Origin of the sequence: Catenuloplanes niger (genome assembly GCF_031458255.1) — a bacterium.
In the GTDB taxonomy this organism is placed as follows: Bacteria; Actinomycetota; Actinomycetes; order Mycobacteriales; family Micromonosporaceae; genus Catenuloplanes; species Catenuloplanes niger.
The window spans coordinates 728,031-753,912 of sequence record NZ_JAVDYC010000001.1 but is presented as its reverse complement, the minus strand read 5'-3'; the positions used below and the strand labels follow the sequence as shown (position 1 = coordinate 753,912).

Below are 25,882 nucleotides of genomic sequence, written 5' to 3'. Positions count from 1 at the left end.
CGGTGGCCCGGTGCGGCCCGCGGTGCTGTTTCCGGCCGCGCGGACCGACGGTGATCGTGCTGGTGCGTGCGTCAGGCCAGCGCGGCCAGGTGGACGGCGGCGACCGTGATCATGCCGGCGCCGAACGCGGTGATGCCGCCGGCGGCCAGCATCGGGGTGAAGCGGGTGGCCAGGCGCAGCGTGGCGTGGGTGCGGGCGTTGCGGGTGACCAGCGCGCTGCCGGCGACCGCGAGTACGCCGATGCCGAAGAGGACCACGGCCATGCCGGCGCCGAACGTGAGCACCAGCAGCAGCGCGAAGCCGGCCCGGCCGAGGAACAGGCCGGTGGCCAGCACCAGGAACGCGGCGGGGGAGGGGGTCAGGCCGCCGGAGATGCCGAGCAGGAGCAGACCCGGCCGCTTCCCGTCGCCGTGCTGATGCGGATGCCCGTGGTCGTGGGCGTGATCGTGGTCGTGGGCGCCGGACGGCCCGTGATCATGGGAGTGCGAGTGGCCGTGATCGTGCGGGTGCGAGTGGCCGTGGCCGCCGCGCAGGTGGCGGCGCAGCATCCAGAGGCCGGTGCCCAGCACCAGGACGCCGGCCGCGATCTGCAGCCAGGTGGTCAGCTCCTCCATCCGGATCAGGTCGGAGAGCGCGAAGAACGTCCACGCCACGCCGATGACCAGCACCGACACGGTGTGCATGGCCGCGACCGACCCGCCCAGCCAGGCCGCGTCGCGGATCCGGCCGCGCGAGCACGCCAGGTACGCGGCGGCCAGCGTCTTGCCGTGGCCGGGCGCGAGCGCGTGCCCGGCACCGGCGAGGAACGCGAACACGAACGCGAGCGGCGCCACCCCGGGCGCGTGGATCAGGTCCTGGAGGCGGTCGGAGAGCGCGCCGAGGTTCATCGGGTCACCCGGCGCTTCACCGCGAGCCCGGCGGCGGCGACCAGCAGCAGCGCGCCGAGGACGGCCGCGATCTGCACCAGCGCGCTGCGCCCGAGCCCGGCGCCGGACCCGGTCAGCGACCACGTGTGGGTGTCGTCCGCGCCCTCGTACACCGCGCGCTGCCCGCCCGGCCCGGTGGCCATCGTCCGGTACGCCGGGTGCAGGTCGGTCAGCGTGCGCACGGCCACGGTCACCGAGGTGACCGGCCCGGGGCAGGTGAACCCGGCGGTCGCGCCCTTCAACGCGAGCGCCGCGATCGGCTCGACCGCGCCGGTGCACGGACGGCCGCCGCCGGTGACCGTGATCCGGTCGAGCAGGTAGCCGGTGAACGCGGGCGACGCGCCGACCACGCCCGGGTCGTTGTACCGGTAGTCGACGGTCCCGTCCGCGCGGACCCGGTCCGCGGGCAGCAGCCCGAGCGAGACGCCGAGCACGGTGAGGTCGTCCGGGCCGCCGACCCGCCACTTCACGTACACCACGTCGGGTCGTTGCCCGTCGGGCGTGATGACCACGGTCTGCGGGTCGCCGAACGGATGGGCCGCCGCCGGCCGTGGCGTGAACACGGCGGTCCCGGCCGCGACGCCGATGACGGCCAGCGCCACCAGCGTGCGGGTACTCATGGAGCTCACGGGGGGATCGTCTTCCTGGGTGGTGCGGTGGTACGGAACGGCGCCCAGTCTGGCGATGTCCGCGCGACCGCACAGGCCACAGAAGATGATCTTCACCGGTCGGGTGCGTGAACAAAACGGGCTGGTTACCCGGGTCACACCTGGGTACGCGGTGCGGGACAGCGAAGTTCCCACCCTGGAGGGCATTGTGAGCAGCACCGGAACCGGCCGGGACGTCGTCGACGTGCTGACGGCCGACCACCGTGACGTGACCGCGCTGATCGGCGAGATCCGTACCGTCGCCGACCCGATGATCCGCCGGGACCTCACCGACACCGCGATCAGCGAGCTGGTGCGGCACGCCGTGGCCGAGGAGATGTACGTCTACCCGGCCATGCGCAAGTACCTCGACGACGGCGACAAGGCGGTCGCCCACGACGTCGAGGAACACGAGGAACTCGAGCAGGCGATGAAGCGGCTCGAGGACCTGGACGTCTCCGACCCGCGCTTCGAGGAGGAGCTCGGCCGGCTGGAGGCGATCCTCGCCGACCACGTCACGGACGAGGAGACCGAACAGTTCCCCGAGCTGCGCCGCCGCGTCCCCCGCGAGGAGCTGGTGGAGCTCGCGGGCAAGGTGGAGACCGCGAAGAAGCTGGCACCGACCCGGCCGCACCCGGCCGCGCCGAACAGCGAGCTGTTCCACAAGACCGTCGGCCCCGGCGTCGGACTGGTCGACCGCCTCCGCGACAAACTGACCGGCCGCGCCACGAAGTGACGCCCCGGCTCAGACCGCCCGGCGCACGGCCCGCCACTCCCGCGGGCTCAGCCCGTACGCGGCCCGGAACGCCTTGCTGTAGTGCGCCGCGTCCGTGAGCCCCCAGCGCCGGGCGACCGCCGCGACCGCTGCCGGGCCGGGTGATCGCCGCCGCGCCGGTTTCGCCGCGCGCGGACATCCCACGAACGAGCAGGTGATCACGACGTCGAAGCGGGTACCCGCGGCCGCATGGAGGATTCCCGCATCGGCGTCGTGGTGGTCACCCATCAGCGGCGGCCCGAAGTGCTGGACGCGGTCGCGCGTCTGGTGAGCCTGCCGGAACGGCCCGCGGTCGTGGTGGTCGACAACGGCTCGACCGACGGTACGGCGGAGTCGCTCCGGGCGCGATTCCCGCAGGTCGCGGTGCTCGCGCTCCGGGAGAACCGGGGTGCCGCCGGCCGCAACGCCGGCGTGGCCCGGCTGCACACGCCGTACGTGGCGTTCTGCGACGACGACACCTGGTGGGAGCCGGGCAGCCTGCGCGCCGCCGCGGACGCGCTGGACGCCTGTCCGGGCGTCGCGGTGGTCAACGCGCGGATCGTCGTCGAGCCGGGCGGGCACGACGACCCGATCGTAGCCGAGCTGCGCGACTCGCCGGTGCCCGGCCCGGACTGGCTGCCCGGGCCCGCGCTCGGCAGCTTCCTGGCCGGCGCGTCCGTGGTCCGCCGGGACGCGTTCCTGGCCGCCGGTGGGTTCAGCCCGCGGCTGTGGCTCGGCGGCGAGGAGGAGCTGCTGGCCACCGACCTGATCACCGCGGGCTGGGAGATCTGCTACCTGGACCACCTGGTGGTGCACCACCACGCGTCGGTGGTGCGCGACTCGGTCCTGCGGCGCCGGGTCGGCCTGCGCAACACGCTGTGGTTCACCTGGCTGCGCCGGCCGGTGCTGCCCGCGCTGCGCCGCACCGCGTTCCTGGCCGGCACCGTGCCGCGCGACAGCGTCTCCGCGCTGGCCTGCTGGGACGCGGTGCGCGGCCTGCCCTGGGTGCTGGCCCGCCGGCGCACCCGCCCGCACCACGTGGAGGCCCGGCTGGCCCCGCTGGACGCCGCCCAGCGCGCGTCCACCGCCCGGCGCTACGTGTGAGGCGCGCCTCGGCTCCGGCGCGCATGGCCGCCGGGGGAGCGGGTACGCGGTGTCGTCCGTGAAGGAGGCGAACCGATGAAACGCATCACCGTCTGGCGGGCCGCCTCGGTGCCGGTGGTCCGATCCCGGTCCTGGTCCGGCCGCGGCGGCGTGTCACGCCCGCGGGTATTCCTGAGCCGGCGCCCGGCCGCACGTGTGACCACGGCCGGCCCGGGTAGCCGATACGCAGAGCACGAGGATTAGGAGCCGGAACATGAGCGACTTCCTGAAGAAGGCGGACGACTTCGCCGACAAGCACGACGAGCAGGTCGACCAGGGTCTGGAGAAGGCCGGTGACGCGGTCGACCAGCGCACCGGCGGCAAGCACGCCGACCAGATCGACCGCGGCGTCGACGAGGCGCAGAAGCGCACCGGCGCCGGCGACACGAACGGGTAGTCGGCGGCCGGGGGCACCGGTGCGGTGTCCCCGGCTCAGCCCACCCCGCAGACGTCGAGGACGGTCCGCGCGGCCGGCTGGACCCGCGCGACGCTGATCCGGACGCCCCGCGTCCGGGCCGCCGCGAGGACGTCCCGAAGCGCCCGGGCGCCGGCCGCGTCCAGCAGCGGCACGCCGGCCAGGTCCAGCGTCATCGCCGGCGGGTTCCCGCCGAGCGCGTCGAGCAGCCGGTGCCGCAGTTCCGGTGCGTTGTCGCGGTCGATCTCGCCGGTCACCCGCACGCGCACCTCGCCGGAGCGGAGCACCCGGGAGGTGATCCCGGGCCGGGCGGCGTCCGGCCGGGCCGGTGCGGGCGCGGCCAGCACGCCCCGGCGCAGCGAGCCGAACGTCCGGGCGAGCGCGCGGGACACGTACGCCGGGGGGACGTGCAGCCGTCCGGCGATCTCCGCCTCGGTCAGGTCCGCCCGGCAGCGCAGCGCGAGCAGCCGCCGCTCCTGCGCCGGCAGCCGCCGGACCAGCGCGGAGACCTGGGCGGCGGTGACGGGGGTACGGGTGTCCGCGGGCATGAGGCATCCTCACGAGGTCGGTCCGCGGACACAGGGCGGAAACGGTCGGTACCACGTAATGTCACCGATGGTGCAGGTTTCAAACATGTCCGGTTTCCGTCGCCCCCGATCAGGGGAATGGCATCGCCGTCCGTTTCCGTTGCGGCGAGGATGGCGGCGTGCCGAACATAGACTCCGAACGACTCACTGACAGCCTGCGCAGCCTCGGCGGGAGTGCCGGCACCGACGTCGCCACCGCGGTCGGCGAGACCGTCGACGCGGTCGTGGGCCTGTTCCGGGTGTCCGGCAGCGGTCTGATGATCGCCGACGAGGAGCACACGCTGCACTACGTCGCGGCCAGCAACGCGGCCAGCCAGGCGATGGAGGAGATCCAGAGCAAGACCGGCGAGGGGCCGTGCGTGTCCGCGTTCGTGGACAACCAGGTGATCCGGGCGGCCGACATGCGGACGGATCCGCGCTTTCCCGGCGTCCGCGAGGACTTCCTGCACCACGACGTCGTCTCGGTGCTCGGCGTCCCGGTCCGGCTGGACCGCACGCCGGTCGGCACGCTGGACGTGTTCTTCACCGGCCCGCACGAGTGGGACGACTCGGAGGTCGCGGCGCTGTCCCGCTACGCGGACGTCATCGGTGCCACGCTGGCCGCCGCGCTCGCCGCGCAGCGGGCCGGTGACCTGGCCGGGCAGCTGCAGTACGCGCTCGACTACCGGATCGTGATCGAGCGTGCGATCGGGTACCTGATGGCGCAGCGCCGCCTCGGCCCGGCTGCCGCGTTCGAACTGCTGCGCCGGACCGCCCGGGGCCGCCGCCGCAAGGTCGCCGAGGTCGCCCGCTTCCTGCTCGACACCGGCGCGCTGCCGTCGCCACGGGTGTAGTCCGCCGGATTCCGGGGAAAGCTCCGTGGAGTGCGGATCGTGGTGACGGGTGCGAGTGGCAACATCGGGTCCGCGGTGGTGGAGTGGCTCTCCGGCCGGCCGGAGATCCGTGACGTGACCGGCATCGCCCGGCGCGTCCCGGCGGACCGGCGCGGCATCGACTGGCGCGCGGTGGACGTGGGCGCGCCCGGCGCGGCCGACGCGCTGACCGAGGCGTTCGCCGGCGCGGACGCGGTCGTCCACCTCGCCTGGCACATCGTGGCCGGGCACGACCGGGCGGCCCAGGCCCGCACGAACCTGACCGGGTCGCGGGCGGTGCTCACCGCGCTGCACCGCGCCCGGGTCCCGCACCTGGTCCACCTGTCGTCCGCCGCGGTCTACTCGCGCGGCGACGACGACACCCGGGTCGCCGAGGACTGGCCTCGGCGCGGCGTGCCCGGCTCCACGTACAGCCAGGACAAGGTCGCGGTCGAGGATCTGCTGGACCGCCTCGAACGGGACCGGCCGCGCCTGCGCGTGGCCCGCATCCGGCCGCTCGCGGTCATCCAGCCCGGCGCGGCGCGCGACCTGGCCCGCCTCGCGCTGGGCCGGTCCGCCCCGCTGGCCCCGCTGATCGGCCGGCTCCCGGTCCTGCCGCTGCCGTCCGCGACGATCACCCAGGTGGTGGCCGCCCAGGACGTCGCGGACCTGGTCGGGCGGGTGCTGCTGGCGCGCGCCACCGGCGCGTTCAACGTGACCGACGAGCCGGCGATGCGCGCCGCCGTACTGGCCCGGCTGATGGGCGGCCGGCACGTCCCGATCCCGCGTTCGGCACTGCGGCGGCTGCTCGACGTGGCCTGGCGCCTGCGCCTGCAACCGCTCGACCCGTCCTGGGCCGACCTGCTGATCGACAGCCCGCTGCTGGACTGCACGCGTGCCCGCACCGAGCTCGGCTGGCGCCCCGGCCACGACGGCCGCCTCACGCTCCTCGCCACCCGTCGCGCCGTGCGGACCGCGACGCCGCGTTCCGCCGGTTACCAAAAGGTTCCTTGAGCTGGAAAAAGTGCCTTCTTCCAGTCCCGGCGGCGATCTCTTACGGTTTCCCGGTAACCGAAAGAGAGTGAGCTTTCCGATGACCGTCACCCTGATCAACCCGGCCGGCCTGCCGGAGATCCCCGTCTACCACCAGGTCTCCGTGGCGACCGGCTCCCGCTTCGTCCACGTCGCCGGCCAGGTCTCCTGGGACGCCGAGGGCACGAACATCGCGGTCGGTGACCTGGCCGGCCAGGTCGAGCAGGCCTACCTCAACGTCGCGACCGCGCTCGCCGCGGCCGGCGCCACCTTCGACGACGTCGTCAAGCTCGTCGTGCACGTCGTCGACTGGACCCCGGACAAGATGCCGCTGCTGCTCGACGGCATCGCCCGGGCCACCGCCCGCCTCGGCGTCACCGCCACCCCACCGGCGTCGCTGTTCGGCATCACCACGCTCGACGTCCCCGAACACCTGGTCGAGGTCGAGGCCACCGCCATCACCGGCTGACCCGGAGGGGCTCGGCGGAGGCGGCCAGCCGGCGGTAGTACGCGTCGCGGCGCAGCAGCTCCGCGTGGGTGCCGTCGGCGACCACCCGGCCGCCGTCGAGGACCACGACCCGGTCGGCGCCGCGGACGGTGGAGAAGCGGTGCGCGATGACGATCAGCGCGCAGACCCGGGAGACGTCGCGGATCGTGTCGGCCAGTGCGCGCTCACTGTCCGGGTCCAGGTGGGCGGTGGGTTCGTCGAGCAGGATGAGGCGCGGACGGCTCAGCAGGCAGCGGGCGATCGCGACCCGCTGCCGCTGTCCACCGGAGAGCAGCCGGCCGTGCTCGCCGACGTCGGTGTCCAGTCCCCGGGGCAGCGCGGCGACCACGCCGGTCAGGCTGGTCAGTGCCAGCATGCGGTGCAGCTCGTCGTCGCCGACCGGGCCGCTGCCGTAGAGCAGGTTGTCGCGCAGCGTGCCGTGCAGCAACGGGCAGTCCTGCTCGACCAGGCCGACCGTGGCGCGCAGCCGCCCGTACGGGACGGACGCGACGCTCTGCCCGTGCAGCAGCACCGTGCCGCGGTCCGGGTCGTAGAAGCGCTCCACCAGCGCGAAGATCGTGGACTTGCCGGCACCGGACGGGCCGACCAGCGCGAGGTGCCCGCGAGCCGGCACCACCAGGTCGACGCCGCGCAGCACCGGCCGGTCCGGGTGGTAGCCGAACCAGACGTCGCGCAACTCCAGCACCGGCCCGGCCGGGGTGTGCGGCCGGGCCGGCACCGGATCGGTCTCCCGGGGCAGCGCCAGCACCTCGTTGATCCGGTGCAGCGCACCCGAGCCCTGCTGGATCGCGGTCACCGCCAGGAAGATCTCCCCGATCGGCGCGGCCAGGTACGTCATGGCCAGCGTGAACGCCACGAGCTGGCCGAGGCTGGTCTGCCCGGCCGCGACCCGGGTGGCGCCGATCAGCAGCACCACCAGGAACGCGCCGCTGACCGCCAGGTCGTTGGCGGGCCCGCTGACCGCGGCGAGGCGGGCCATCCGCACGTTCGCGTCCCGGACCCGGCGCGCGACCCCGGCCGCCCGCGCGCTCTCGCACGCCTCGGCGCGGCCGGCGCGGACCGTGCGGATCGCGCCGAGCGCCCGCTCCAGGTCCGCGACCAGCGCTCCCTCCGCCTCCTGCGCGCCACGCGAGGCCGTCCGCAGCCGCCGCACGATCGCCAGCAGCGCCGCCACCGCGATCGCGAACATCACGCTGACCGCGATCAGCAGCCACGGATCCAGCCAGGCCAGCAGCGCCACGGTCCCGGCCAGGCCCGCGACGCCGGCGATGCCGGAGCCGAGGCTCTGCGCGATGAGCGTGCGCACCACGGCCGTGTCGCCGCCGGCGCGGGCGATCAGGTCACCGACCCGGTGCCGGTCCAGGTCCCGGATCCGGACCCGCAGCAGGTGGTCGATCAGGGCGCGGCGCAGCCGCAGCATCATGGTCTCGCCGGTGCGCGCCTGCACGTAACGGGCGAGCGCCATCGTGCCGGCCTGCGCCGTGAACAGCAGCACCAGCGCGCCGAGCACCGGCCACGGCACGGTACCGGCCGCGGCCGTGTCGACCGCGTCGCGCGCCAGGATCGGCTGCGCCAGGGCCAGCGCGGAACCGGCCAGGCTGAGTGTGGCCGCGACCGCGATCGCGCGCCGGTGTCCCACGGTCAGCCGCCGTACGTCGCGCCAGCGAGCCAGGTCGGCACGCATCCGGCGTCATCCGACCGAGTAGAACAGCCGGAAGTAGTCGGCGGGGAACTCCTCGCCGACCGGCTCGCCGTCCACCTGCACCCAGGCGTGCGCGGCGAACGGCGGCAGCCGCCGCACACCCACGCACCAGGTCGGCCAGCTGCCGCGCGCGCGGCAGAGCAGCGCGACCGCGATCGACCGGGGCAGGCAGCCCTCCCGTCCCGCGCAGTACAGGCTCGCCGCGGTCACCGCCCGGTACGCGGCCAGTGCCTGGGCGGCGCCGGCCGGGCGGGTGCCGCGGTGCAGCACGCCCATCACCCGCCGGACCCGGTCCGGGCGGCGGCGGGCCAGCAACCGGGCCGCCGTCACGGCGACGCGCGCGGCCCATCGGGTGGTGAAGGGCAACGACGCCGGGTTGTACGGGATGGTCTCCGGCATGCTCATCGGCGCAGCAGCCCCGCCGTGCGCAGCGAACCGACCAGCTCGGCCACGTCCGTGCCCGCGGTCCCCGGGTCCGCGCCGAACTGGGCGACCAGCGCCGCGGCGGCGGCCTCGTCGTCGCCGCCGGAGTCCAGCGTGCGCACCACGAGCGCGGCCGTCGGGTTGAGTGTGTAGTAGGCGCCGGTGTGCTCGTCCAGCAGCACGACGCCGTACTCGGTCTCGGTCATCAGGATGCCGTTGCGCAACATGGTGGTCATCTCGGTCCTCCTCCGGCGGGAACGGTGGTCTCCTCCAGCGCGCGCAGCCAGACCTCGCAGGCGAGGGTCTGGTGCAGCACGCCGATCTGCAGGTCACTGGCGGGTGGCCGGGCACACGCCGCCCGGAACGCGACCGCGTCGATCAGCCCGAGCCGGGCCAGCCGGGAGTAGTCGCAGAGCGTCAGCAGGTCGGCGCGGTGCCGGCGCAGGCCGTTCTCCTCCTCCACCATCGCGTTCGCCTTGGTGGCGCGTTCGCGGCTGGCCTCCGGGACCACGCCGCGCATCGCCTCGACGATCAGCGGCTTGTACCGCCAGGGCGTGATCCGGTCCGCCGGATCGGTGCGCAGCGCGGCCTCGACCACCCGGTCGTCGTAGTACGGTGCCGCGTAGTCCAGGCCCAGCGGCGCGGCCATCTGGCGCAGTTGCCGGGTGGTGCGGGACAGCGACCGGATCGCCTCCAGCTCCCGGTGCCGGCCCCGGGACGGCGCGAGCGGCTCCGCGTGCGCGGCCGTCGCGTGCAGCAGTGCCCGGACGGCCGCGACCGTATCCGGCGTGGTCCACGGCGGCAGCCGCGGCGGGCTGCCCCAGTCGAGCAGCGGCTCACGCAGCGAGGGCGGTGGCGCGGTCAGCTCGTCCCCGGCCCGGGCCAGCCACGCCCGGTACGGCCGCCGGTCCGCCAGCTGACGCAGCGTCTCGCCGCGGGACCAGCGGTACTTCGCCTCGAAGCCGCGCAGCGCGCGCCAGGCCGGCCGTGGCCGCCGGCGCAGCAGCGTGTGCAGGTGGGCGACGGAGCCGTAGAGCAGTTCGTCGCCGCCGATCCCGGTCAGGTGCAGCGTGGAGCCGCGGTCCACGGCCATCCGCATGAGCGTCTTCCAGCGGTTGCGGTCCACCGTGGTCAGGCACGGCTCGTCCCAGCTCTCGCCCGGGCCGGTGAGCCCGTCGTAGGTCATCGGCATGCGCTCGGCGGGCACCAGGTGATGTTCGATCCCGAGCGCCGCGACGGTGTGCGCGGCCCACCGCACGTCGTCGCCGAGCGGGTCGTGCACGTCCACCGTGTACGCCGCGACCGTGGTCCCGCCGCGGGTGGCGGCGACGCTGCACACCGCGGTCGAGTCGAGGCCGCCCAGGTCGGTGGTGACCAGCGGGCGCCCGGCGGTCCGTACCCGCACCGCGTCGGTCAGCGCGTCGCGCAGCCCGGCCGCGGCCTCCGCCATCGGGGTGACCGGCTCCGGCGGGCGCCACCAGGGCCGGAACGCGACGCGGCCGGTGGCGTCGATCCGCGCCCATGATCCGGCCGGGACCGCGTCGATCCCGGCCCAGACCGGCGTCCCGGCCAGCGGATGGAGTGTCTGCGGGTCGAGCAGGTGCAGGGCCAGCCGGGTGGGGTCGAGACCGGCGTCGTGGACCGCGGCGAGCACGTCGGCGCGGTCCGCGGCGAGCGGTGCCGGGCCGGTGCGGGTCACGAACGCGCGACGCACCTCGGTGGCGCCGCCGCGGACGTACGTCCCGGACGGGGTCCGCACGACCACGTGATAGCTGCCCGGGGCGTCGAGCACCGCGCCGTCGACCCGCCCGGCCGACCGGACGCGCTCGGCGGCCTCGCGCGCGGCCTCGACCGGGACGACGTGGGTGCCGGAGACCGCGACGGTGACGTCACCGGCCGTGCCGACGGTGAGCCGCTCGACGGTCCACCGTCCGAGCAGCCAGGGCCGCCCACCGGGATGTCCGACGGCCCGGCCGGCGAACGGCCGCAACCGCTCGGCGGCGGCGGTGGCGGCCGGGTCGTCCGGGAGCACGAGGAACCAGTCGGACAGTCCGGCGAGGTGTGAGGGGCGGGTCATGGCGCTGGTCCTTCCTCCGCAGGGGCCGGGCGGCGGCGTGCTGCCGCCGCCCGGTGTGCACCGTGATCAGAGGAGCTGCTTGCCGCCCAGCAGGTCCTTCGGGCCCTTGTTCCCGATGCCGGTCTCGGTGCGGAAGTCGCCCTGCGGGGTCAGCGTGGGCTTCTCGTAGGAGGTCATGAGGCCACCTTTCGGTAATCGGCTTTCGCCGTGGACATGACTAATCGCATCGGCCGATGCATTTTTAATTCGGTGCCACCGGGCGCGCCGGCGACTCCGAGCTCGTCGGATTATCAGCGGGGCCACCGTTTCCGACGGCGAGAACGTTATCGACGATTAATGAGCGCGGGCAATGGGGCCGGCTCGTGTTCATCCCATGGTGGGCGCGCATGGAATTTGCGTCACGAAGTCGACCAAAACACCCGAGAAGACAATTGACGGTTATTCGAAAGAATGCTCAGGCGTCGTAATCGGTACGCGACGCCTCGATGTGCGGCAGGAAGCGCTGCGTCCAGTCGCACATGCCGTCGACGACGGCACGGAGGGCGTCGCCGGCGTCGGTGAGCGTGTAGTCGACGCGGGGCGGGATGGTGGGGTGCACGGTCCGGGTCACCAGGCCGTTGCGTTCCAGCGTGCGCAGGTTCTGGGTGAGCATCTTGTGGCTGATGCCGCCGATCTCGTCGCGCAGCTCGCCGAACCGCATGGTGCCGCGCAGGCCGAGGAACTCGATGATCAGCAGCGCCCATTTGTTCGCGATGTCGGAGAAGATCTCGCGGGCCAGTGAGTCGGCGCGGGCCAGGTCGGACTCGGGCGGCAGGGCGGCGATCTCGTGACGGTTTCCCACCTGCTTACTCTCCATCAGCTCCCAGGTAACGGCAAGTGACCGCTGGACAGGACGTTTACCTGCGTCGATGCTGGGGCACGCGGGGCCGCGCCCCCACGCCATTAGGAGTGATCCCGTGACGACCCTCGTGCCGAAGCCCACGACGATCCAGGCCCGGCCGGCGCCGGTCCGCCCGGCCGTGCGTGGGTCGGCGCTGGCCCGGTTGCTGCGCACCACGGACGCGAAGCAGATCGGGATCATGTACCTGGTCACGTCGTTCGTGTTCTTCATGCTCGGCGGCCTGATGGCGCTGGTCATGCGCGCCGAGCTGGCCCGGCCGGAGATGCAGTTCCTCAGCCCGGAGCAGTACAACCAGCTGTTCACCATGCACGGCACGATCATGCTGCTGTTCTTCGCGACGCCGGTGGTGTTCGCGTTCGCCAACTACGTGGTGCCGATCCAGATCGGTGCGCCGGACGTGGCGTTCCCGCGGCTGAACTCGTTCGCGTACTGGCTGTACCTGTTCGGCGGCGTCATCGTGATGGGCGGCTTCATCTCACCCGGCGGCGCGGCCGACTTCGGCTGGACGGCGTACACGCCGCTGTCCGACGGCGCGCACTCGCCGGGCATCGGCGGGAACCTGTGGATCACCGGGCTGGTGCTGTCCGGCCTCGGCACGATCCTCGGCGGCGTCAACATGATCACCACGATCCTGACGTTGCGCGCGCCCGGCATGACCATGTTCCGCATGCCGATCTTCACGTGGAACATCCTGGTCACCAGCCTGCTGGTGGTGCTGGTCTTCCCGTTCCTGGCGGCGGCGCTGCTCGCGCTCGCGGCGGACCGCACGCTCGGCGCGCACGTCTACGACGCGGCGACGAACGGGCCGATGCTGTGGCAGCACCTGTTCTGGTTCTTCGGGCACCCCGAGGTCTACATCATCGCGCTGCCGTTCTTCGGCATCATCACCGAGGTCATCCCGGTGTTCAGCCGCAAGCCGGTGTTCGGCTACAAGACGCTGGTCGCGGCCACGCTGGTGATCGCGGCGCTGTCGATGAGCGTGTGGGCGCACCACATGTTCGCCACCGGACAGGTGTTGCTGCCGTTCTTCAGCTTCCTCAGCTACCTGATCGCCGTACCGACCGGGCTGAAGTTCTTCACCTGGATCGGCACGATGTGGCGCGGCCAGCTCACGTTCGAGTCGCCGATGCTGTTCGCGCTCGGCTTCATGGTGACGTTCCTGTTCGGCGGGCTGTCCGGCGTGCTGCTCGCCAGCCCGCCGGTGGACTTCCACACGCACGACACGTATTTCGTGGTCGCGCACTTCCACTATGTACTGTTCGGCACGATCGTGTTCGCGGTGTTCTCCGGCATCTATTTCTGGTTCCCGAAGATGTTCGGCCGGATGCTCGACGAGCGGCTCGGCAAGCTGCACTTCTGGCTGACGTTCCTCGGCTTCCACGCCACCTTCCTGGTGCACCACTGGCTCGGCAACGAGGGCATGCCCCGGCGGTACGCGGACTACCAGGCGCAGGACGGCTTCACGGCGCTGAACACGTTCTCCACCGTCGGGTCGTTCGTGCTCGGCCTGTCCACGCTGCCGTTCCTCTACAACTGCTGGCACTCCTACCGGGCCGGCCGGCTCGCCACCGTGGACGACCCGTGGGGGCACGGCAACAGCCTCGAGTGGGCGACCAGCAGCCCGCCGCCGCTGCGCAACTTCGACCGCATGCCGCGCATCCGCTCCGAGCGGCCGGCGTTCGACGCGAAGTTCCCGGAGCTGGCGGCCGGCTCCCAGTCGATCGCCGGGCCGCCGGAGGGCGGCGCGACGCCCGCGACACCGGAGTCGGATGACGGCGCCACCTACCGCGACCACTGAGGAGGCGGGTGGTGCCCGGTGACGATCACCGGGCACACCACGACGGGGTCAGCGCCCGAGCCGGCCCCAGAACGAGGCCAGCGTGGCCGCGCCGGCGACCAGCACGTCGACCGAGGCACGCTCGTCGCCGTCGTGCCACCGGTCCTCCGGCAGCCCGGTGCCGAAGAACAGCACCGGCGCGCCGGTGGCCGTGGACAGCAGGTCGGCCGGGCCGCCGCCGGCGTTGCCCATCCGCCCGACGGCGGACGTGCCGAACCCGTCGCGCATCGCCGCCTCCAGCACGGCCACGGCGGGGAGGTCGTCCGGCGTCCGGTACGGCTCCTGCGCCAGCTCCTCCGCGACGGTCAGCTCGTACGCCACGCCCTCGTCGATCGTGTCCCGCACCCAGCGGCGCAGCTGATCGGCGACCTCGGCGCACACCTGACCCGGTGCGGTGCGCATGGTGATGCTCGCGGTCGCCACGGCCGGGACCGCGCCCCGGGCCGGGCCGTCCGGGTCGCCGGCGACCACGGTCAGCACCTCCACGGCCGGCCGCGCCCACAGCCGCTCCAGCACCGTGAACCCCTCCTCACCGCCGATGCTGCGCGTCTCCGTGCGGGCCAGCCAGTCCTCGTCCGAGTACGGCAGCGCCGCGAACGCGGCCCGGGTGCGCTCGCCCGGCCCGGTCACCGTGTCGTAGAAGCCGGGCAGCGTCACCCGGCCCTTGTCGTCGTGCAGGCGGCCGATCAGCCGGGCCAGCGCCACCAGCGGGTTCGGCGCCGGCCCGGAGACCGCGCCGCTGTGCACGTCGCGCAGCGGCCCGTACACCTCGATCCGCGCGTTCAGTCCACCGCGCATGCTCATGCAGATCGCCGGGTGGTCGCGGTGCCACAGCAGCGTGTCCGAGTAGACGACCAGGTCGGCCTCGATGCCGTGCTCCGCCAGCAGCCCGGCCAGGTGCGCCGAGCCGGTCTCCTCCTCACCCTCGACGAGCCAGATCAGATTCACCGCCGGTACGGACCGCCCGGTCGCCGCCAGGTGGGCGCGCACGCCCCACAGGTGCGCCACGATCTGCCCCTTCGCGTCCGAGGCGCCCCGGCCGTAGACGTATCCGTCGCGCAGCACCGGCCGGTACGCCGGCGTCTCCGCCCACGTCTCCTCCTTGGCGGCCCGCACGTCGTGGTGGCTGTAGACCAGCACGGTCGGCGCTCCCGGCGCGGCGCACCAGCGGGCGATCACGGCCGGTGCGCCGCCCGGGTCGGCGACCTCCACCTCCGGGAAGCCGGTCTCCCGCAGCGCACCGGCCAGCCAGCGCGCGGAGCGTTCCAGGTCGATCGCGTTCTCCGGCACGCCGTGCACGGACGGCAGCCGGATCCAGTCCATCAGGTCCGCGACGAGCGCGTCCCGGTCCACGTGCGCGTGCATGGCGTTCCTCATCCGTTCACGGTCAGGCGGGCCAGCGCGGTCAGCGCCTCCGGCAGGCTGCCGGAGGCCCGCAGCAGACGGCGCTGCCGGGCGGCGCCGGTGCCGAAGCGCCGCAGCCCGGACAGCGCGGTCAGCACCGGCTGCAGGTCGCCGTGCCGGGTCAGCGCCGGCGTCACGGCGGTCACCAGGTCGTCGACGAGGTCCCAGGCCGGGCGGGCGCGGCCGGTGCGTACGTCGAAGAGGTCGCCGTCCAGGCCCTCCCGGGCGGCCCGCCAGTGCGCCGCGTGCAACACGCTGTCCGGGACGTCCGGCACGTCGTCGTCCGGGCGCTCCGTGATCGCGGCGACCAGCGCCCGCAGCAGCGCGGCGACCAGCACGGTGTCCCGCGCGGTCGCGCAGACGTCGCCGACCCGGATCTCCACCGTGGGGTACCGGTCGGAGAGCCGGGCGTACCAGAAGACCATCCCGCGGTCGATCATCGCGCCGGACTCGACCAGGCTCGCCACGGTCGCGTCGTACTCGGCGGCCGAGCCGAACACCGGGGACGGCCCGATCGTCGGCCAGCGCTGGATCCGCACGCCCCGCCAGCTCGCATGCCCGGTGTCCGCGCCGTCGAAGAACGGTGAGTTCGCGGTCATCGCCTGGATCAGCGGCATCCAGACGCGCAGGTGCGCGCAGACCCGCACGGCCAGCTCCCGGTCCGGCACGCCGACGTGGACGTGCAGGCCGCACAGCGCCGGTTCGCGGGCGATCGCGCCGAACCGTTCCGCCATGGTCCGGTAGCGCTCGCCGTCCGGGACCGAGAGATCCGGTTCGCGGACCGGCGTGGCACCTATCGCGACCAGGCGCGCCCCGAGCCCGCGTGCGGCCAGCGCGGCCGCGCGCCGGTGCCGGCGCAGGTGGTAGGAGAGCTCCGGGAGCTGGGTGCAGACCGGCGTGACCATCTCCACCATGCTGCGCCGGAACTCCGGCCGGCCGAACTCGCGCACCGCGTCCGGCAGCGCGTCCCGCACCCGGTCGGCGACCGGCGCGTTCTCGCCGGTGCGCGGGTCGAGCACCAGGAACTCCTCCTCGACGCCCAGCGTGGGCACGACCGGGTCCGCGGTCAGCACGCCGGGACCGGCGTCCGGCAGCGCGTCGTGCATCAGGCGCCCGCCTCGGTGCGCAGCGGCAGCGTGACCGTGTCGCCGCGCCCGATCGGCTGCACCCCGGCCAGCCCCCGGTCCCGGGCCGCCGCGAAGTAGTCGCCGACCGGCGACGTGAAGACCGCGAAGTCCTCGTGGTGGATCGGCAGCGTCAACCGGGGCCGGATCACCTCGGTCAGGTCCGCGCCCTGCCGCGCGTCCATGGTCAGCAGCATGCCGAGCAGCCGGGTGCCGCCCAGGTGGATCAGCATCGCGTCGATGTCACCGCACCGCCGCGGCACCTCGGCCAGCATCGGCCGGTGCAGCGTGTCCCCGGTGACGTAGAGGCGCAGCCGGCACACCTCGTCCTCGAACAGCTCGACCACCGAGCCCATCACGTCCGGCAGCAGCCGGTCGACCACGCCGGGACCGTGCCGGCCGGGCACCGCGGTCACCCGCAGCCGCTGCCGGCCGCGCGACATGTCACGGTTCTCCCAGGTCGGCAGCCCGTGCGCGGCGGAGAACCGCTTGCGGCGCAGCTTCCGGCCGGCCTGTGGCGTGGTGAGGATCGGCAGGTCCGGCGCGAGGCCGCGGCCGGCCGCGCTGTCGAAGTGGTCGGAGTGCAGGTGCGACAGCAGCACGGCGTCCAGCGGTGGCAGGTCGCCGAGCCCGACGGCCGGGTCCAGCACGCGCTTGGTCCAGGCGCCGTAGCCGAGGTGGTAGCGGCTGCCGGCCGGCCGGAACGCCGGGTCGGTCAGCAGCGTGAAGCCGCCGAGGCGCAGCAGCGTCGTGGCGTTGCCGATGTACGTCACGCTCGCCTGAATCGTCATGGTCAGGACCACTCCGAGCGGGAGGCGGTCAGCACGACCACGGCGAGCCGCTCCGCGTGCCGGTACGCGTCGCCGTCCAGTTCCTCGTCGTACACGTCCGGGTCGACCTCCCGGTAGGACCAGGTCAGGTCCGTGCCGGCCAGGCGGTCCGCGGCGGCGGCCCGCAGCGGGTCCTCGCCGTCGACGATGCCGGCGCCGCTGAACAGCACCAGCGAGCCGCCCGGGTCGAGGCGTTCCACGGCCGCGTCGATGATCGACAGGGAGAGGTCGTGGCCGCCGGAGCCGCCGCCGTCGCGGTACGCCCGCCCGGCTGGGTCGATCATGAACGGCGGGTTCGAGACGATCAGGTCGAACGTACCGTCGACGTCCTTGAGCAGGTTGCTGTGGCAGGCCCGCACGCTGCGTACGTCGGCGAGCGCGGTGTTGACCCGGGTGAACTCGAGCGCGGTGTCGTTGATGTCGACCGCGAACACCTCCGCGGCCGGCGCCCGCTTCGCCACCGTGATCGCGCCGGCGCCGGTGCCGCAGCCGATGTCCACGGCCCGGCGGACCGGCCGGCGCCGGTGCATGACGTGCGCGGCCGCGGCCTCCGCCATCCGGTACGTGTCCGGACCGAAGAAGACCGCGTCCGCGTCCGTGGTCGGGAACGCGGAGTGTACGAACAACTCCCCGTCGAACGTGGAGAACCGCACCAGGCTGCGCCACACGTCGCCGTCCCGGTCCAGTACCTCCGCCGCGTCCATCAGGTCCACGATCTCGTCCGGCAGCACGCCCGGACCGAACGGCCGGCTCCAGCCGAAGACGCCACGCAGGTCCGTGGCCCGCGCGTTCTCCGGGCGGCGGTTGACCCGCTCGTGCGTGGCGGGCGTGACGGTGGTGAACGCGTATCCGGCCGCCTTGAGCGCGGCACCGAGACTCAGCAGGTGTTCGGGCTTGGTCATCGGCCCGGGATGCCCCGTCGTGCCCCGTTCAATCGTGCCCGTTCCGCGCCCTCGGGCACGTGTAGAACACCCAGCGGTGGGAATCCTCGTCCGGTCATGAGGAGATCCGTTCTGCTGATCCCGGCGCTCGCGCTCGCCGGGTGCGCCACCGCGACGGACCGGGCCGGCGCGGCCTCGGACGTGGCGACGCGGTTCCTGGCCGCGGCCGCGACCGACCCGGCCGCGGCGTGCGCGCTGCTGGCCCCGGAGACCGCGGCGTCACTGGACGGCGCCTGCGCGGACGCGCTCGCGGCCGAGGACCTGCCCGCGCCCGGGGCGGTCCGGCGGTCCCGCGTCTACGTCGACCAGGCGCAGGTCGTGCTGGACACCGACACCGTGTTCCTGGCCGAGTTCGCCGGCGGCTGGCGGGTCGTCGCCGCCGGGCTCGCGCTGGTCTTCACCGTCGCGGCGCTGCACCGATGAGGGAGCGGCTGCGCCGGAACGGCCTGAGTCTGTGCTTCGCGCTGCTGTTCCTGCTGGCGCTGGCCGGCCAGGCGCAGTCCGCGGCCGGCGTCGTCGCGTTCAACGCGGAGCAGCTGCGCGCCCGCCAGGAGCCGGTGACGTGGGGCGAGTACCTGCTCACCCCCGACTTCTGGAACCGCACGTTCCAGAACTGGCAGTCCGAGCTGCTGGCCGTCTTCTCGATGGTGGTGCTCCCCATCTACCTGCGGGAACGTGGCTCGCCGGAGTCCAAGCCGGTCGGCTCCGCACACACCGCGACCGGCGTCGAGGGCTGATCGTCGCCGGGCCGGTTTGCCGCCGGCCGGCGCGGGCATCCGGTCCCGCATGGACTTCGCTGGGACGAGCGCGCGTGCCCTGGCGGCCGCCGCGACGGTGCTGACGCTGCTGAGCGGCTGTGTGGTGGTCACCTCCGGTGGGTTCGAGGACCCGCCGCGGCTGCCGGGCAACCCCGGCGACGGGTTCGGCGCGACCGGCGCACCGGTCTCCCCGGAGGAGGCGAACCGCACCGCCGAGAGCGCGCTGACCGACGTCGAGCGCTTCTGGAGCACCGCGTACCCGCGGCTCGCCGACGGTGCCGCGTTCCAGCCGGTGCGCGGCGGCCATCACCCGTACACCCGCAACGACCCGCCGCCGGCCTGCGGGGACGCGCCGGGGGAGTACCAGCCGAACGCGTTCTACTGCCCGGCCGGTGACTTCATCGCGTGGGACGCCGAGGTGTTGCTGCCCCAGCTCCACCAGGACTTCGGCGCGCTGCTGACCGGCGTGGTGCTGGCCCACGAGTACGGCCACGGCGTCCAGGCCCGGCTCGGCGTCACCGACCAGCCGACCGTGGTCCTCGAGCAGCAGGCCGACTGCTACGCCGGTGCCTGGGTGGCGGACGTGATCGCCGGGCGGTCCACCGGCTTCGCCGCACCGTCCGCGCAGCAGCTGGACGACACGGTCGCCGGGATTCTGCAGCTGCGCGACGAGCCGGGCACGTCCGCGACGAACCCGCAGGCGCACGGCAATGCGTTCGACCGGATCCGCGCGTTCCAGGACGGCGTCGAGCGGGGCGCCGGCCGGTGCGCGGAGTACGACGCGCAGAACCTGCCGATCACCGAGGTGCCGTTCACCAGCGCGCAGGAGGCGGCGACCGGCGGCGACCTGCCGTACGCGCAGACCGTCGAACTGCTCGGCACGGACGTGCAGGAGTACTGGGCGCGCGCGTACCCGCGGATCGCCGGCGGGGCGGCCTGGGCACCGCTGCGCATCGTGCCGTTCGACGGTGCGGCGCCGGACTGCGCCGGCCGGACCGCGCCGGACGGTGCCGGCAGCCTCGACGGCCAGGCGTTCTACTGCGCGTCCGGCGGGTTCGTGGCGTTCGACGACACCCGGCTCGGGCCGGCGCTGCACCAGCGGATCGGCGACAACGCGCTCGGCATGCTGCTCGGCGGCCTGTTCGCGCAGGCCGCGCAGGAGCGCCGCGGCGGCTCCAGCACCGACCGGGACGGCCGGCTGACCACCGACTGCCTCGCCGGGACCTGGACGAACGACCTGCTGCGGCGCGGCCCGGACAGCGACGTCCGGCTCTCCCCGGGCGACCTGGACGAGGCGGTCACCGCGCTGCTCACGCTCGGCCGGTCGGCGCAGAACGCGAGCGCGGGCGCGTTCGACCGGATCGCCGAGTTCCGCGACGGCACACTGGAGGGCCTGCCCGCCTGCGTTTCGTGAGATTCGGTGAAAACTGACCCGGTTGGGAGCGCTGATCGGGGGAAGCCAGGCTGTCCCCCGTTCATGATCCCACTCGGAGGACTGCCGTGAGCAGCACCGTAACCGTGGAAGACCTCGCCGTCGACGAGGACACCCGGGCCACCCAGGCCCTCGCCGCCTTCACCGCGCTGGAGGACGGCGACCGGCGGCGCCCGCAGGCCCGGCAGCGGGCGATCGAGGCGTGGCTGCCGATGGCGAACCGGCTGGCCCGGCGCTTCACCGGCCGGGGCGCGGCCGACGAGGACCTGCGCCAGGTCGCGGCCGTCGGCCTGATCAAGGCGATCGACCGGTACGACCCGGCGGCCGGCGAGTTCGTCGGCTTCGCGGTCCCGACCGTGCTCGGCGAGCTGCGCCGCTACTTCCGGGACCGCACCTGGTCGGTCCGGGTGCCGCGCCGCGTGCAGGAGATGCGGCTGGCCATCATCGACGCGGCCACCACGCTCACCCAGTCGCTCGGCCGCAGCCCGACCGTGCCGGAGCTCGCCGCCCACCTGCGGGTCACCGAGGAGCAGGTGATCGAGGGCATCGAGGGCGCGCAGGCGTACTCCGCGGTCTCGCTCTCCCGCCCGGTCGCCGACGACGGCGACAGCAAGGAGCTCGGCGACCTGCTCGGCGGCGACGACCCGGGCTTCGACCTGACCGAGTCGCTGCTCGACCTCGGGCCGGCGCTGCGCGCGCTCAGCCCGCGGGAACGCGAGATCATCTCACTGCGCTTCTACCAGGAGTGGACGCAGGCCCGGATCGGCGAGCACCTGGGCATCTCCCAGATGCACGTGTCCCGGCTGCTCCAGCGCGCACTCACCACGCTGCGGACCCGGATGCAGGCGACCTGAGCCCCGCCGGCAGCCCGCCGGGCCGGCGCGTGACCCCGGGTCACGCACCGGCCGGGCCGGTCACGGCTCGAAGACCGCGCGCACGCAGCCGTCCTCCTTGTCCTTGAACATCCGGTAGCCCTCCGGGCCGCGGTCCAGCGGCATCACGTGCGTGGCCAGGTGCTCGGTCACCAGCTCGCCGCGCGCCATCCGCTCCAGCAGCATCGGGATGTAGCGCTGGCCGTGCATCTGCGCGCCGCGGACGGTCAGGCCCTTGTTCATCATCGCGCCGAGCGGGAACTTGTCGACGAACCCGGCGTAGACGCCGAGCACGAACACGCTGCCGCCCTTGCGGGCCTGGTAGATCGCGTCGCGGACCGCGGCCGGGCGGTCGGTCTGCAACCGCAGCTGCTGCTTGACCTTGTCGTACGCCTGCTGGGGGCCGGGGGTGTGCGCCTCCATGCCGACCGCCTCGATGCACACGTCCGGGCCGCGGCCGCCGGTCGCCTCCAGCAGCGCGGACCCGGTGTCGTCCCGCAGGTAGTTCAGCGGCTCCGCGCCGGCGAACTTCGCGGCCTGGTCGAGCCGGTTGTCGTACCGGTCGATGATCAGCACGCGTTCCGCGCCGAGCAGCACGGACGCGCGCGCGGCCATCTGCCCGACCGCGCCGGCGCCCCAGATCGCCACCACGTCGCCCGGCCGCACACCTCCGAGGTCCGCGCCCATCCAGCCGGTCGCGGCGGAGTCGGAGGCGAACAGGGCGCGCAGATCGTCGACCTCGTCCGGGATGGTGAACGCGCCGACGTCGCCGTACGGCACCCGGATGTACTCGGCGTGGCTGCCGGCGAAGCCGCCCATCGCGTGCGAGTAGCCGAAGCAGCCGCCGGGGGAGAAGCCCCACAGCGCCTCCGTGATCGCCGGGTTCGTGTTGCCGTTGTCGCACAGCGAGTAGAGCTGCTGGGAGCAGTACCAGCACTTCCCGCAGGAGATGAACGAGCTGACCACCACCCGGTCGCCGACCTTGTGCTTGCGGACCTGCGCGCCGACCTCGACGACCTCGCCGACGAACTCGTGGCCGAGCACGTCACCGCGGCTCATGAATGGGATGTAGCCGCCGATCAGGTGCAGGTCCGAGCCGCACGTGACGGTCTTGCGCACCTTCACCACGATGTCCTGCTCGTTGCGCAGCCGCGGGTCGGGCACGTCCCGGACCGCGAGCTTGTTCACGCCTTCCCAGCACAGTGCCTTCACAGCCGTCCCTCCTGCCGTCCGTGCCGTGTCGCGTACGCCAGCGGCGCGCCCAGCGGGGTGCGGCGGGTGGTCGGCGGCGCGTCCGGCAGCAGCACCTCGCCGGTCTCCACCAGCGTCCGCGTCTCGCGCAGCGCGCGGCGCAGCGCGCGCACCCCGTCCGGGCCGGCGTCCACGCAGCGTGCGGCGATCTCGGTGCCGCGTCCGCCGGGCGCCGGGCGGACCCGGACCTGGATCGCCTCGCCCAGGTCGTGCAGTGGCTGCGGCTGCGGCCCGACCTCCTCCGGCTCCCGGTTGACCGTGATGCTGTGCCAGCGGTCATCGCCGGCCCGGGCCTGACGCAGCCGCCGGGTGGCCGCGACCGCGGCCATCCCGGCCGCACCACCCACCGCGATCGTGACAACCGCGCGTCTCATGTGCTGTCTCCTCTCGACGCCGAGGAGGAGCGCGTGCCCCGGGGAGTCCACTTCAAACGACGCGGTTCGACGGCATCCACGTGGGTACGCGCCGTCGCATGCAGACACGAGTGCGCGCACTGGGACACCCGGTGCACCAGATGGTCATCGTCTTCCCGCTCGGTCTATTGGTGACCGGTGCGATCTTCGACCTGGTCCGGCTGGTCACCGGCAACGAGATCTTCGGCCAGGTCGGCTTCTGGAACATCACCGCCGGACTGGTCGGCGCGATCGTCGCGGCCGTCACCGGCTGGCTGGACTGGACCAGCATCCCGGCCGGCACCCGGGCCAAGCGGATCGGGCTGCTGCACGGCACGCTCAACGGCCTGGTGCTGGTGCTCTTCGGGATCGCCTGGCTGCTGCGCCTCGACGGGACGCACCAGCCGGGCGCGCTGCCGTTCACGCTCGAGGTGCTCGCGCTGGTCGCGGGCAGCATCGCGGCCTGGTTCGGCGGCGAGCTGGTCGACCGGCTCGGCATCGGCGTGCACGAGGACGCGCACCCGGACGCCGCCAGCTCACTGTCCCGATGACCCGGCGGTGGGCGCGGCCGGGTGCCGCGCCCACCCTTCTCAGTCCGTCCGCGCGGCCGTCGACTCGGCGTCGAACTCGGGGTGCTGGGCCAGGAACGCGGCGAGCGTGCCGTCCTTCGCGGCCTGCAGCATGTCCATCGAGGTCGGGTCGAGCACCTCGAAGTACGTACCGTTGATGATCTGGGTGTTGGTCTTCCCGGCGTTGGTCCGCAGCAGCACCATGTCGTCGGCGCGTAGGCCGCGGAGCGTGAAGACGTAGTCCGCGATCGCGGCGTCGCCGGTGTCCAGCACGAACGCGTCACCGGCCGCGGCGACCAGGTCGTTGAGCCGGCTCAGGTCGGTGAGCACGCCGCGGGTGGTCGCCTTCGCCACGATCGCCTTGATCAGCTGCTGCTGGTGCTGCTGCCTGTCGTAGTCGCCGTTCGGCAGGCTCTTGCGGATGCGCGAGTAGTCGAGCGCCTCGGTCGAGCTCATCGTGCGGCAGCCGGCCCGGTGCACGTACGGCTGGATGCCGTACGGGAGCTGGATACCGTACGCCTCCGAGTACCAGCCCTGCACCAGCTTGCCCTCGGCGTCCACGCCGAGGTGCGCGGACTCGGCCGGCTCGGCGACGCACATGTCCACGCCGCCGAGCGCGTGGATCACGCTGGCGAACCCGTTGAAGTCGATGATCGCGGCACCGTTGAACCGGATGCCGGTCGCCTTGTTGAGCGTGGTCGCCAGCAGCTCCATGCCCCGGCCGAGCTTGGTCAGCCGGTCGCCCTCACCCGCGTACCCGGCCGAGAACGCGGTGTTGACCTTGTCGCTGATCCCGGCGAAGTTGTTCTTCGAGTACGCCGGGATGTCGACCAGCCAGTCCCGCGGGACGGAGATCAGGTACGCCTTGTCGTGCGTCTCCGGGATGTGCAGGATGATGATCGTGTCGGAGCGGACCGAGTCGCCGTCGCTGCCGCCACCGTCCGCCCGCGCGTCGATGCCGACCAGCAGCAGGTTGATCGCGCCGTCGATGGCCTCGCCCGGCTCGCGTTTCGGCGCCCGCGCGTCCCCCTCGATCAGCGTGGTCTGCGGAATCGACTCGGTCGCCTGATTGATCAGCATCCGTGCGCCGATCACCGTTCCGGCGCTCGCCACGACGAGTACCGCGCCGAGGATGAGAACGATTCGCGCCCAGAACGGAATTTTTCGCCCGAATGCCATCCTCGGTGCTCCCCCCGTCAGTGTGATGTTCCTGTTCCCTGTTGACATCTCGGGAAGTCGTCAGGAGCCTAATTCGATCCGCAAAGCGACGCACGTCACACCCTTGCCATCGGCGGTCATAAATGACTAGCGTTGCGGCTTCCGGCTTTTCGGGGGATGAGGTGTGCACATGGCTCGCACGGACCCGCTGTGGGCGCGGCTGCTCCTCATATTCGGCGCGGTGCTGGTCGTCCTGAGCGGTGGCACGCTGGTCGCGGCGCACACGGTGATCAACCGGGTGACCGGCTCGCTCACGCCCGGCTCGCTGCTGGAGGGCGCGGCGGACGCGCAGGACGGCGCGGCCGGCAACAACATCGATGGTGCCGTGAACCTGCTGCTCGTCGGCATCGACGCCCGGCCGGAGGGCTCCTCGGAGACCGCCGTGCTGTCCGACACGATCATCATCCTGCACATCCCGGAGACGCACGACCAGGCATACCTGATCTCCATCCCGCGCGACTGGCTGGTGGAGATCCCGCCGTACCCGAAGGCCGATTTCGCGGGTGGCTCGTACAAAGTCAATTCCGCCTTCTCGTACGGACACCAGATCGAAGGGACGGAACCGGAGAAACGCGCCAGCGGCATGACGCTGCTCTCCACGACGATCAACAAGGCCACCGGCATCCGGTTCAACGGCGCCGCGATCATCGACTTCGGCGGCTTCGCCAGCGTGATCCACGCGCTCGGCGGCGTCGACATGTGCGTCGACGAGGAGGCCGAGTCCGCGCACCTCGGCGTGGACGCGGCCGGCAAACTCGTGCAGGGCTGGTACTCCGAGGACTACGGCATCCAGCTGCCGCCCGGCGTCACGCCGCTGGTGCACCGGAAGGGCTGCCGGACGATGAACGCCACCGAGGCGCTCGACTACGCCCGCATCCGCAAGAGCCTCAGCGACGGCGACTACGGCCGCCAGCGCCACCAGCAGCAGCTCATCAAGGCCATCGTCAAGCAGGCCACCTCGCGCGGCGTCCTCACCGACCTCGGCAAGCTCGACAACCTGGTCGGCGCGGCCGGTGACGCGTTCGTGCTGGACACCGGCGGCATCCCGCCCGCGGACTTCCTCTTCACGCTCAAGGGCGTCGCCGCCAACGATCTCACGCTGATCAAGACGAATGCCGGAAACGTCAACACGGTGCTGGTCGACGGCATCGCCTACGAGGACCTCGACGCCAAATCCCTGCAGATGCTGGCCGCGGCGAAATCGGGCACGCTCGGCACGTTCCTGATCGAGAATCCCCAATTCATCGCACGCTCCTGAAGCGGCGCCTACCGGGAATGTCCGGCGGCG

30 protein-coding genes are annotated in these 25,882 nt (G+C 73.2%); 13 read left to right on the top strand and 17 right to left on the bottom strand.

The genetic code is table 11. From position 1 onward, the window contains the following. Nucleotides 1-71 precede the first annotated feature (71 nt). Both J2S44_RS03335 and J2S44_RS03330 read right to left on the bottom strand, forming a co-directional pair. Complete coding sequence (locus tag J2S44_RS03335; protein WP_310408921.1) at nt 72-887, bottom strand: cobalt transporter; 816 nt, start codon at nt 885-887, stop codon at nt 72-74. Further along, nucleotides 884-1,555, bottom strand: coding sequence for a hypothetical protein (locus tag J2S44_RS03330; RefSeq protein WP_310408920.1), 672 nt, complete (start codon nt 1,553-1,555; stop codon nt 884-886). The genes J2S44_RS03335 and J2S44_RS03330 overlap by 4 nt, the downstream gene beginning before the upstream one ends. A gap of 187 nt (nt 1,556-1,742) precedes the next feature. Between J2S44_RS03330 and J2S44_RS03325 the strand changes: the two genes are divergently transcribed. Next, nucleotides 1,743-2,309 (top strand): hemerythrin domain-containing protein, encoded by a 567-nt coding sequence (locus J2S44_RS03325; protein ID WP_310408919.1) that lies wholly within the window; start codon nt 1,743-1,745, stop codon nt 2,307-2,309. Nucleotides 2,310-2,318: 9 nt separating this feature from the next. Here the strand turns inward: J2S44_RS03325 and J2S44_RS03320 are convergent, their stop codons facing one another. Continuing rightward, the gene (locus J2S44_RS03320) at nt 2,319-2,492 is read right to left on the bottom strand and encodes an AraC family transcriptional regulator (protein WP_310408918.1); all 174 of its coding nucleotides are present in this window, start codon (nt 2,490-2,492) and stop codon (nt 2,319-2,321) included. Between the two features lie 45 nt (nt 2,493-2,537). Between J2S44_RS03320 and J2S44_RS03315 the strand changes: the two genes are divergently transcribed. Next, complete coding sequence (locus tag J2S44_RS03315; RefSeq protein WP_310408916.1) at nt 2,538-3,431, top strand: glycosyltransferase family 2 protein; 894 nt, start codon at nt 2,538-2,540, stop codon at nt 3,429-3,431. 253 nt (nt 3,432-3,684) lie between these two features. Continuing rightward, complete coding sequence (locus tag J2S44_RS03310) at nt 3,685-3,867, top strand: antitoxin (RefSeq protein WP_310408914.1); 183 nt, start codon at nt 3,685-3,687, stop codon at nt 3,865-3,867. A 35-nt stretch (nt 3,868-3,902) separates the two neighbouring features. On the opposite strand, the gene J2S44_RS03305 is transcribed toward J2S44_RS03310, so the two are convergent. After that, entirely contained in the window at nt 3,903-4,433 is a 531-nt protein-coding gene (locus J2S44_RS03305) for an STAS domain-containing protein (protein ID WP_310408913.1), read from the bottom strand. 158 nt (nt 4,434-4,591) lie between these two features. Between J2S44_RS03305 and J2S44_RS03300 the strand changes: the two genes are divergently transcribed. The 3 genes from J2S44_RS03300 (at nt 4,592) to J2S44_RS03290 (ending at nt 6,824) form a co-directional block, all read left to right on the top strand. Next, nucleotides 4,592-5,305 carry a GAF and ANTAR domain-containing protein gene (locus J2S44_RS03300; protein WP_310408911.1) on the top strand — a complete coding sequence of 238 codons (714 nt, stop codon included), beginning with the start codon at nt 4,592-4,594 and terminating at the stop codon, nt 5,303-5,305. A 42-nt stretch (nt 5,306-5,347) separates the two neighbouring features. Beyond that, a complete protein-coding gene (locus J2S44_RS03295; protein WP_310408909.1) occupies nt 5,348-6,337 on the top strand; it encodes an NAD-dependent epimerase/dehydratase family protein in 990 nt (329 codons plus the stop codon). A gap of 79 nt (nt 6,338-6,416) precedes the next feature. After that, nucleotides 6,417-6,824 carry a Rid family hydrolase gene (locus J2S44_RS03290; protein ID WP_310408908.1) on the top strand — a complete coding sequence of 136 codons (408 nt, stop codon included), beginning with the start codon at nt 6,417-6,419 and terminating at the stop codon, nt 6,822-6,824. On the opposite strand, the gene J2S44_RS03285 is transcribed toward J2S44_RS03290, so the two are convergent. The 6 genes from J2S44_RS03285 to J2S44_RS03260 all read right to left on the bottom strand — a co-directional run bounded on the left by J2S44_RS03285 (nt 6,814) and on the right by J2S44_RS03260 (nt 11,906). Next, on the bottom strand, nt 6,814-8,547 hold the full coding sequence (locus J2S44_RS03285; RefSeq protein ID WP_310408906.1) for an ABC transporter ATP-binding protein: 1,734 nt from the start codon (nt 8,545-8,547) through the stop codon (nt 6,814-6,816). The genes J2S44_RS03290 and J2S44_RS03285 overlap by 11 nt on opposite strands. 6 nt (nt 8,548-8,553) lie before the next feature. After that, on the bottom strand, nt 8,554-8,970 hold the full coding sequence (locus tag J2S44_RS03280) for a lasso peptide biosynthesis B2 protein (RefSeq protein ID WP_310408905.1): 417 nt from the start codon (nt 8,968-8,970) through the stop codon (nt 8,554-8,556). Beyond that, complete coding sequence (locus J2S44_RS03275; protein ID WP_310408904.1) at nt 8,967-9,224, bottom strand: lasso peptide biosynthesis PqqD family chaperone; 258 nt, start codon at nt 9,222-9,224, stop codon at nt 8,967-8,969. Before J2S44_RS03275 ends, J2S44_RS03280 begins: the two co-directional genes overlap by 4 nt. Then, a complete protein-coding gene (locus J2S44_RS03270; protein WP_310408903.1) occupies nt 9,221-11,065 on the bottom strand; it encodes an asparagine synthase-related protein in 1,845 nt (614 codons plus the stop codon). The genes J2S44_RS03275 and J2S44_RS03270 overlap by 4 nt, the downstream gene beginning before the upstream one ends. 66 nt (nt 11,066-11,131) lie before the next feature. Next, nucleotides 11,132-11,242 carry a keywimysin-related RiPP gene (locus tag J2S44_RS03265; RefSeq protein WP_310408901.1) on the bottom strand — a complete coding sequence of 37 codons (111 nt, stop codon included), beginning with the start codon at nt 11,240-11,242 and terminating at the stop codon, nt 11,132-11,134. Nucleotides 11,243-11,519: 277 nt separating this feature from the next. Beyond that, the gene (locus J2S44_RS03260) at nt 11,520-11,906 is read right to left on the bottom strand and encodes a winged helix-turn-helix transcriptional regulator (RefSeq protein WP_310408900.1); all 387 of its coding nucleotides are present in this window, start codon (nt 11,904-11,906) and stop codon (nt 11,520-11,522) included. Between the two features lie 115 nt (nt 11,907-12,021). Here J2S44_RS03260 and ctaD point away from each other — a divergent pair, with 115 nt between their 5' ends. Beyond that, nucleotides 12,022-13,764, top strand: a complete 1,743-nt coding sequence (gene ctaD, locus J2S44_RS03255; protein WP_310408899.1) for an aa3-type cytochrome oxidase subunit I — start codon at nt 12,022-12,024, stop codon at nt 13,762-13,764. 48 nt (nt 13,765-13,812) lie between these two features. Here ctaD and J2S44_RS03250 read toward each other — a convergent pair whose 3' ends face one another. From J2S44_RS03250 to J2S44_RS03235, 4 genes are read right to left on the bottom strand one after another with little or no spacing between them, the layout of a single operon-like run. Further along, nucleotides 13,813-15,180: a M20/M25/M40 family metallo-hydrolase gene (locus J2S44_RS03250; protein ID WP_310408897.1), complete on the bottom strand. Its 1,368-nt coding sequence runs from the start codon at nt 15,178-15,180 to the stop codon at nt 13,813-13,815. Further along, a complete protein-coding gene (locus J2S44_RS03245; RefSeq protein ID WP_310408895.1) occupies nt 15,177-16,313 on the bottom strand; it encodes a carboxylate-amine ligase in 1,137 nt (378 codons plus the stop codon). Before J2S44_RS03245 ends, J2S44_RS03250 begins: the two co-directional genes overlap by 4 nt. Then, complete coding sequence (locus J2S44_RS03240; protein WP_310408893.1) at nt 16,313-17,122, bottom strand: MBL fold metallo-hydrolase; 810 nt, start codon at nt 17,120-17,122, stop codon at nt 16,313-16,315. The genes J2S44_RS03245 and J2S44_RS03240 overlap by 1 nt, the downstream gene beginning before the upstream one ends. 2 nt (nt 17,123-17,124) lie before the next feature. Further along, nucleotides 17,125-18,063 (bottom strand): methyltransferase, encoded by a 939-nt coding sequence (locus J2S44_RS03235; protein WP_310408892.1) that lies wholly within the window; start codon nt 18,061-18,063, stop codon nt 17,125-17,127. Between the two features lie 96 nt (nt 18,064-18,159). On the opposite strand from J2S44_RS03235, the gene J2S44_RS03230 reads away from it, so the two are divergent. The 4 genes from J2S44_RS03230 to J2S44_RS03215 all read left to right on the top strand — a co-directional run bounded on the left by J2S44_RS03230 (nt 18,160) and on the right by J2S44_RS03215 (nt 21,146). Further along, complete coding sequence (locus J2S44_RS03230; RefSeq protein WP_310408890.1) at nt 18,160-18,525, top strand: hypothetical protein; 366 nt, start codon at nt 18,160-18,162, stop codon at nt 18,523-18,525. Beyond that, on the top strand, nt 18,522-18,839 hold the full coding sequence (locus tag J2S44_RS03225; protein WP_310408889.1) for a DUF6766 family protein: 318 nt from the start codon (nt 18,522-18,524) through the stop codon (nt 18,837-18,839). The genes J2S44_RS03230 and J2S44_RS03225 overlap by 4 nt, the downstream gene beginning before the upstream one ends. Nucleotides 18,840-18,888: 49 nt before the next feature. After that, on the top strand, nt 18,889-20,274 hold the full coding sequence (locus tag J2S44_RS03220) for a neutral zinc metallopeptidase (protein WP_310408887.1): 1,386 nt from the start codon (nt 18,889-18,891) through the stop codon (nt 20,272-20,274). Between the two features lie 86 nt (nt 20,275-20,360). Further along, nucleotides 20,361-21,146: a SigB/SigF/SigG family RNA polymerase sigma factor gene (locus J2S44_RS03215; protein WP_310408885.1), complete on the top strand. Its 786-nt coding sequence runs from the start codon at nt 20,361-20,363 to the stop codon at nt 21,144-21,146. Nucleotides 21,147-21,206: 60 nt separating this feature from the next. Here the strand turns inward: J2S44_RS03215 and J2S44_RS03210 are convergent, their stop codons facing one another. After that, nucleotides 21,207-22,376 (bottom strand): zinc-dependent alcohol dehydrogenase, encoded by a 1,170-nt coding sequence (locus J2S44_RS03210; protein ID WP_310408883.1) that lies wholly within the window; start codon nt 22,374-22,376, stop codon nt 21,207-21,209. Continuing rightward, nucleotides 22,373-22,789 (bottom strand): hypothetical protein, encoded by a 417-nt coding sequence (locus J2S44_RS03205; protein ID WP_310408882.1) that lies wholly within the window; start codon nt 22,787-22,789, stop codon nt 22,373-22,375. Before J2S44_RS03205 ends, J2S44_RS03210 begins: the two co-directional genes overlap by 4 nt. Nucleotides 22,790-22,887: 98 nt before the next feature. On the opposite strand from J2S44_RS03205, the gene J2S44_RS03200 reads away from it, so the two are divergent. Further along, nucleotides 22,888-23,358 carry a DUF2231 domain-containing protein gene (locus J2S44_RS03200; protein WP_310408880.1) on the top strand — a complete coding sequence of 157 codons (471 nt, stop codon included), beginning with the start codon at nt 22,888-22,890 and terminating at the stop codon, nt 23,356-23,358. Between the two features lie 39 nt (nt 23,359-23,397). Here the strand turns inward: J2S44_RS03200 and J2S44_RS03195 are convergent, their stop codons facing one another. Next, on the bottom strand, nt 23,398-24,555 hold the full coding sequence (locus J2S44_RS03195; protein WP_310408878.1) for an LCP family protein: 1,158 nt from the start codon (nt 24,553-24,555) through the stop codon (nt 23,398-23,400). A gap of 169 nt (nt 24,556-24,724) precedes the next feature. Here J2S44_RS03195 and J2S44_RS03190 point away from each other — a divergent pair, with 169 nt between their 5' ends. Continuing rightward, nucleotides 24,725-25,852: an LCP family protein gene (locus tag J2S44_RS03190; RefSeq protein WP_310408877.1), complete on the top strand. Its 1,128-nt coding sequence runs from the start codon at nt 24,725-24,727 to the stop codon at nt 25,850-25,852. The last annotated feature ends 30 nt before the right edge of the window (nt 25,853-25,882 follow it).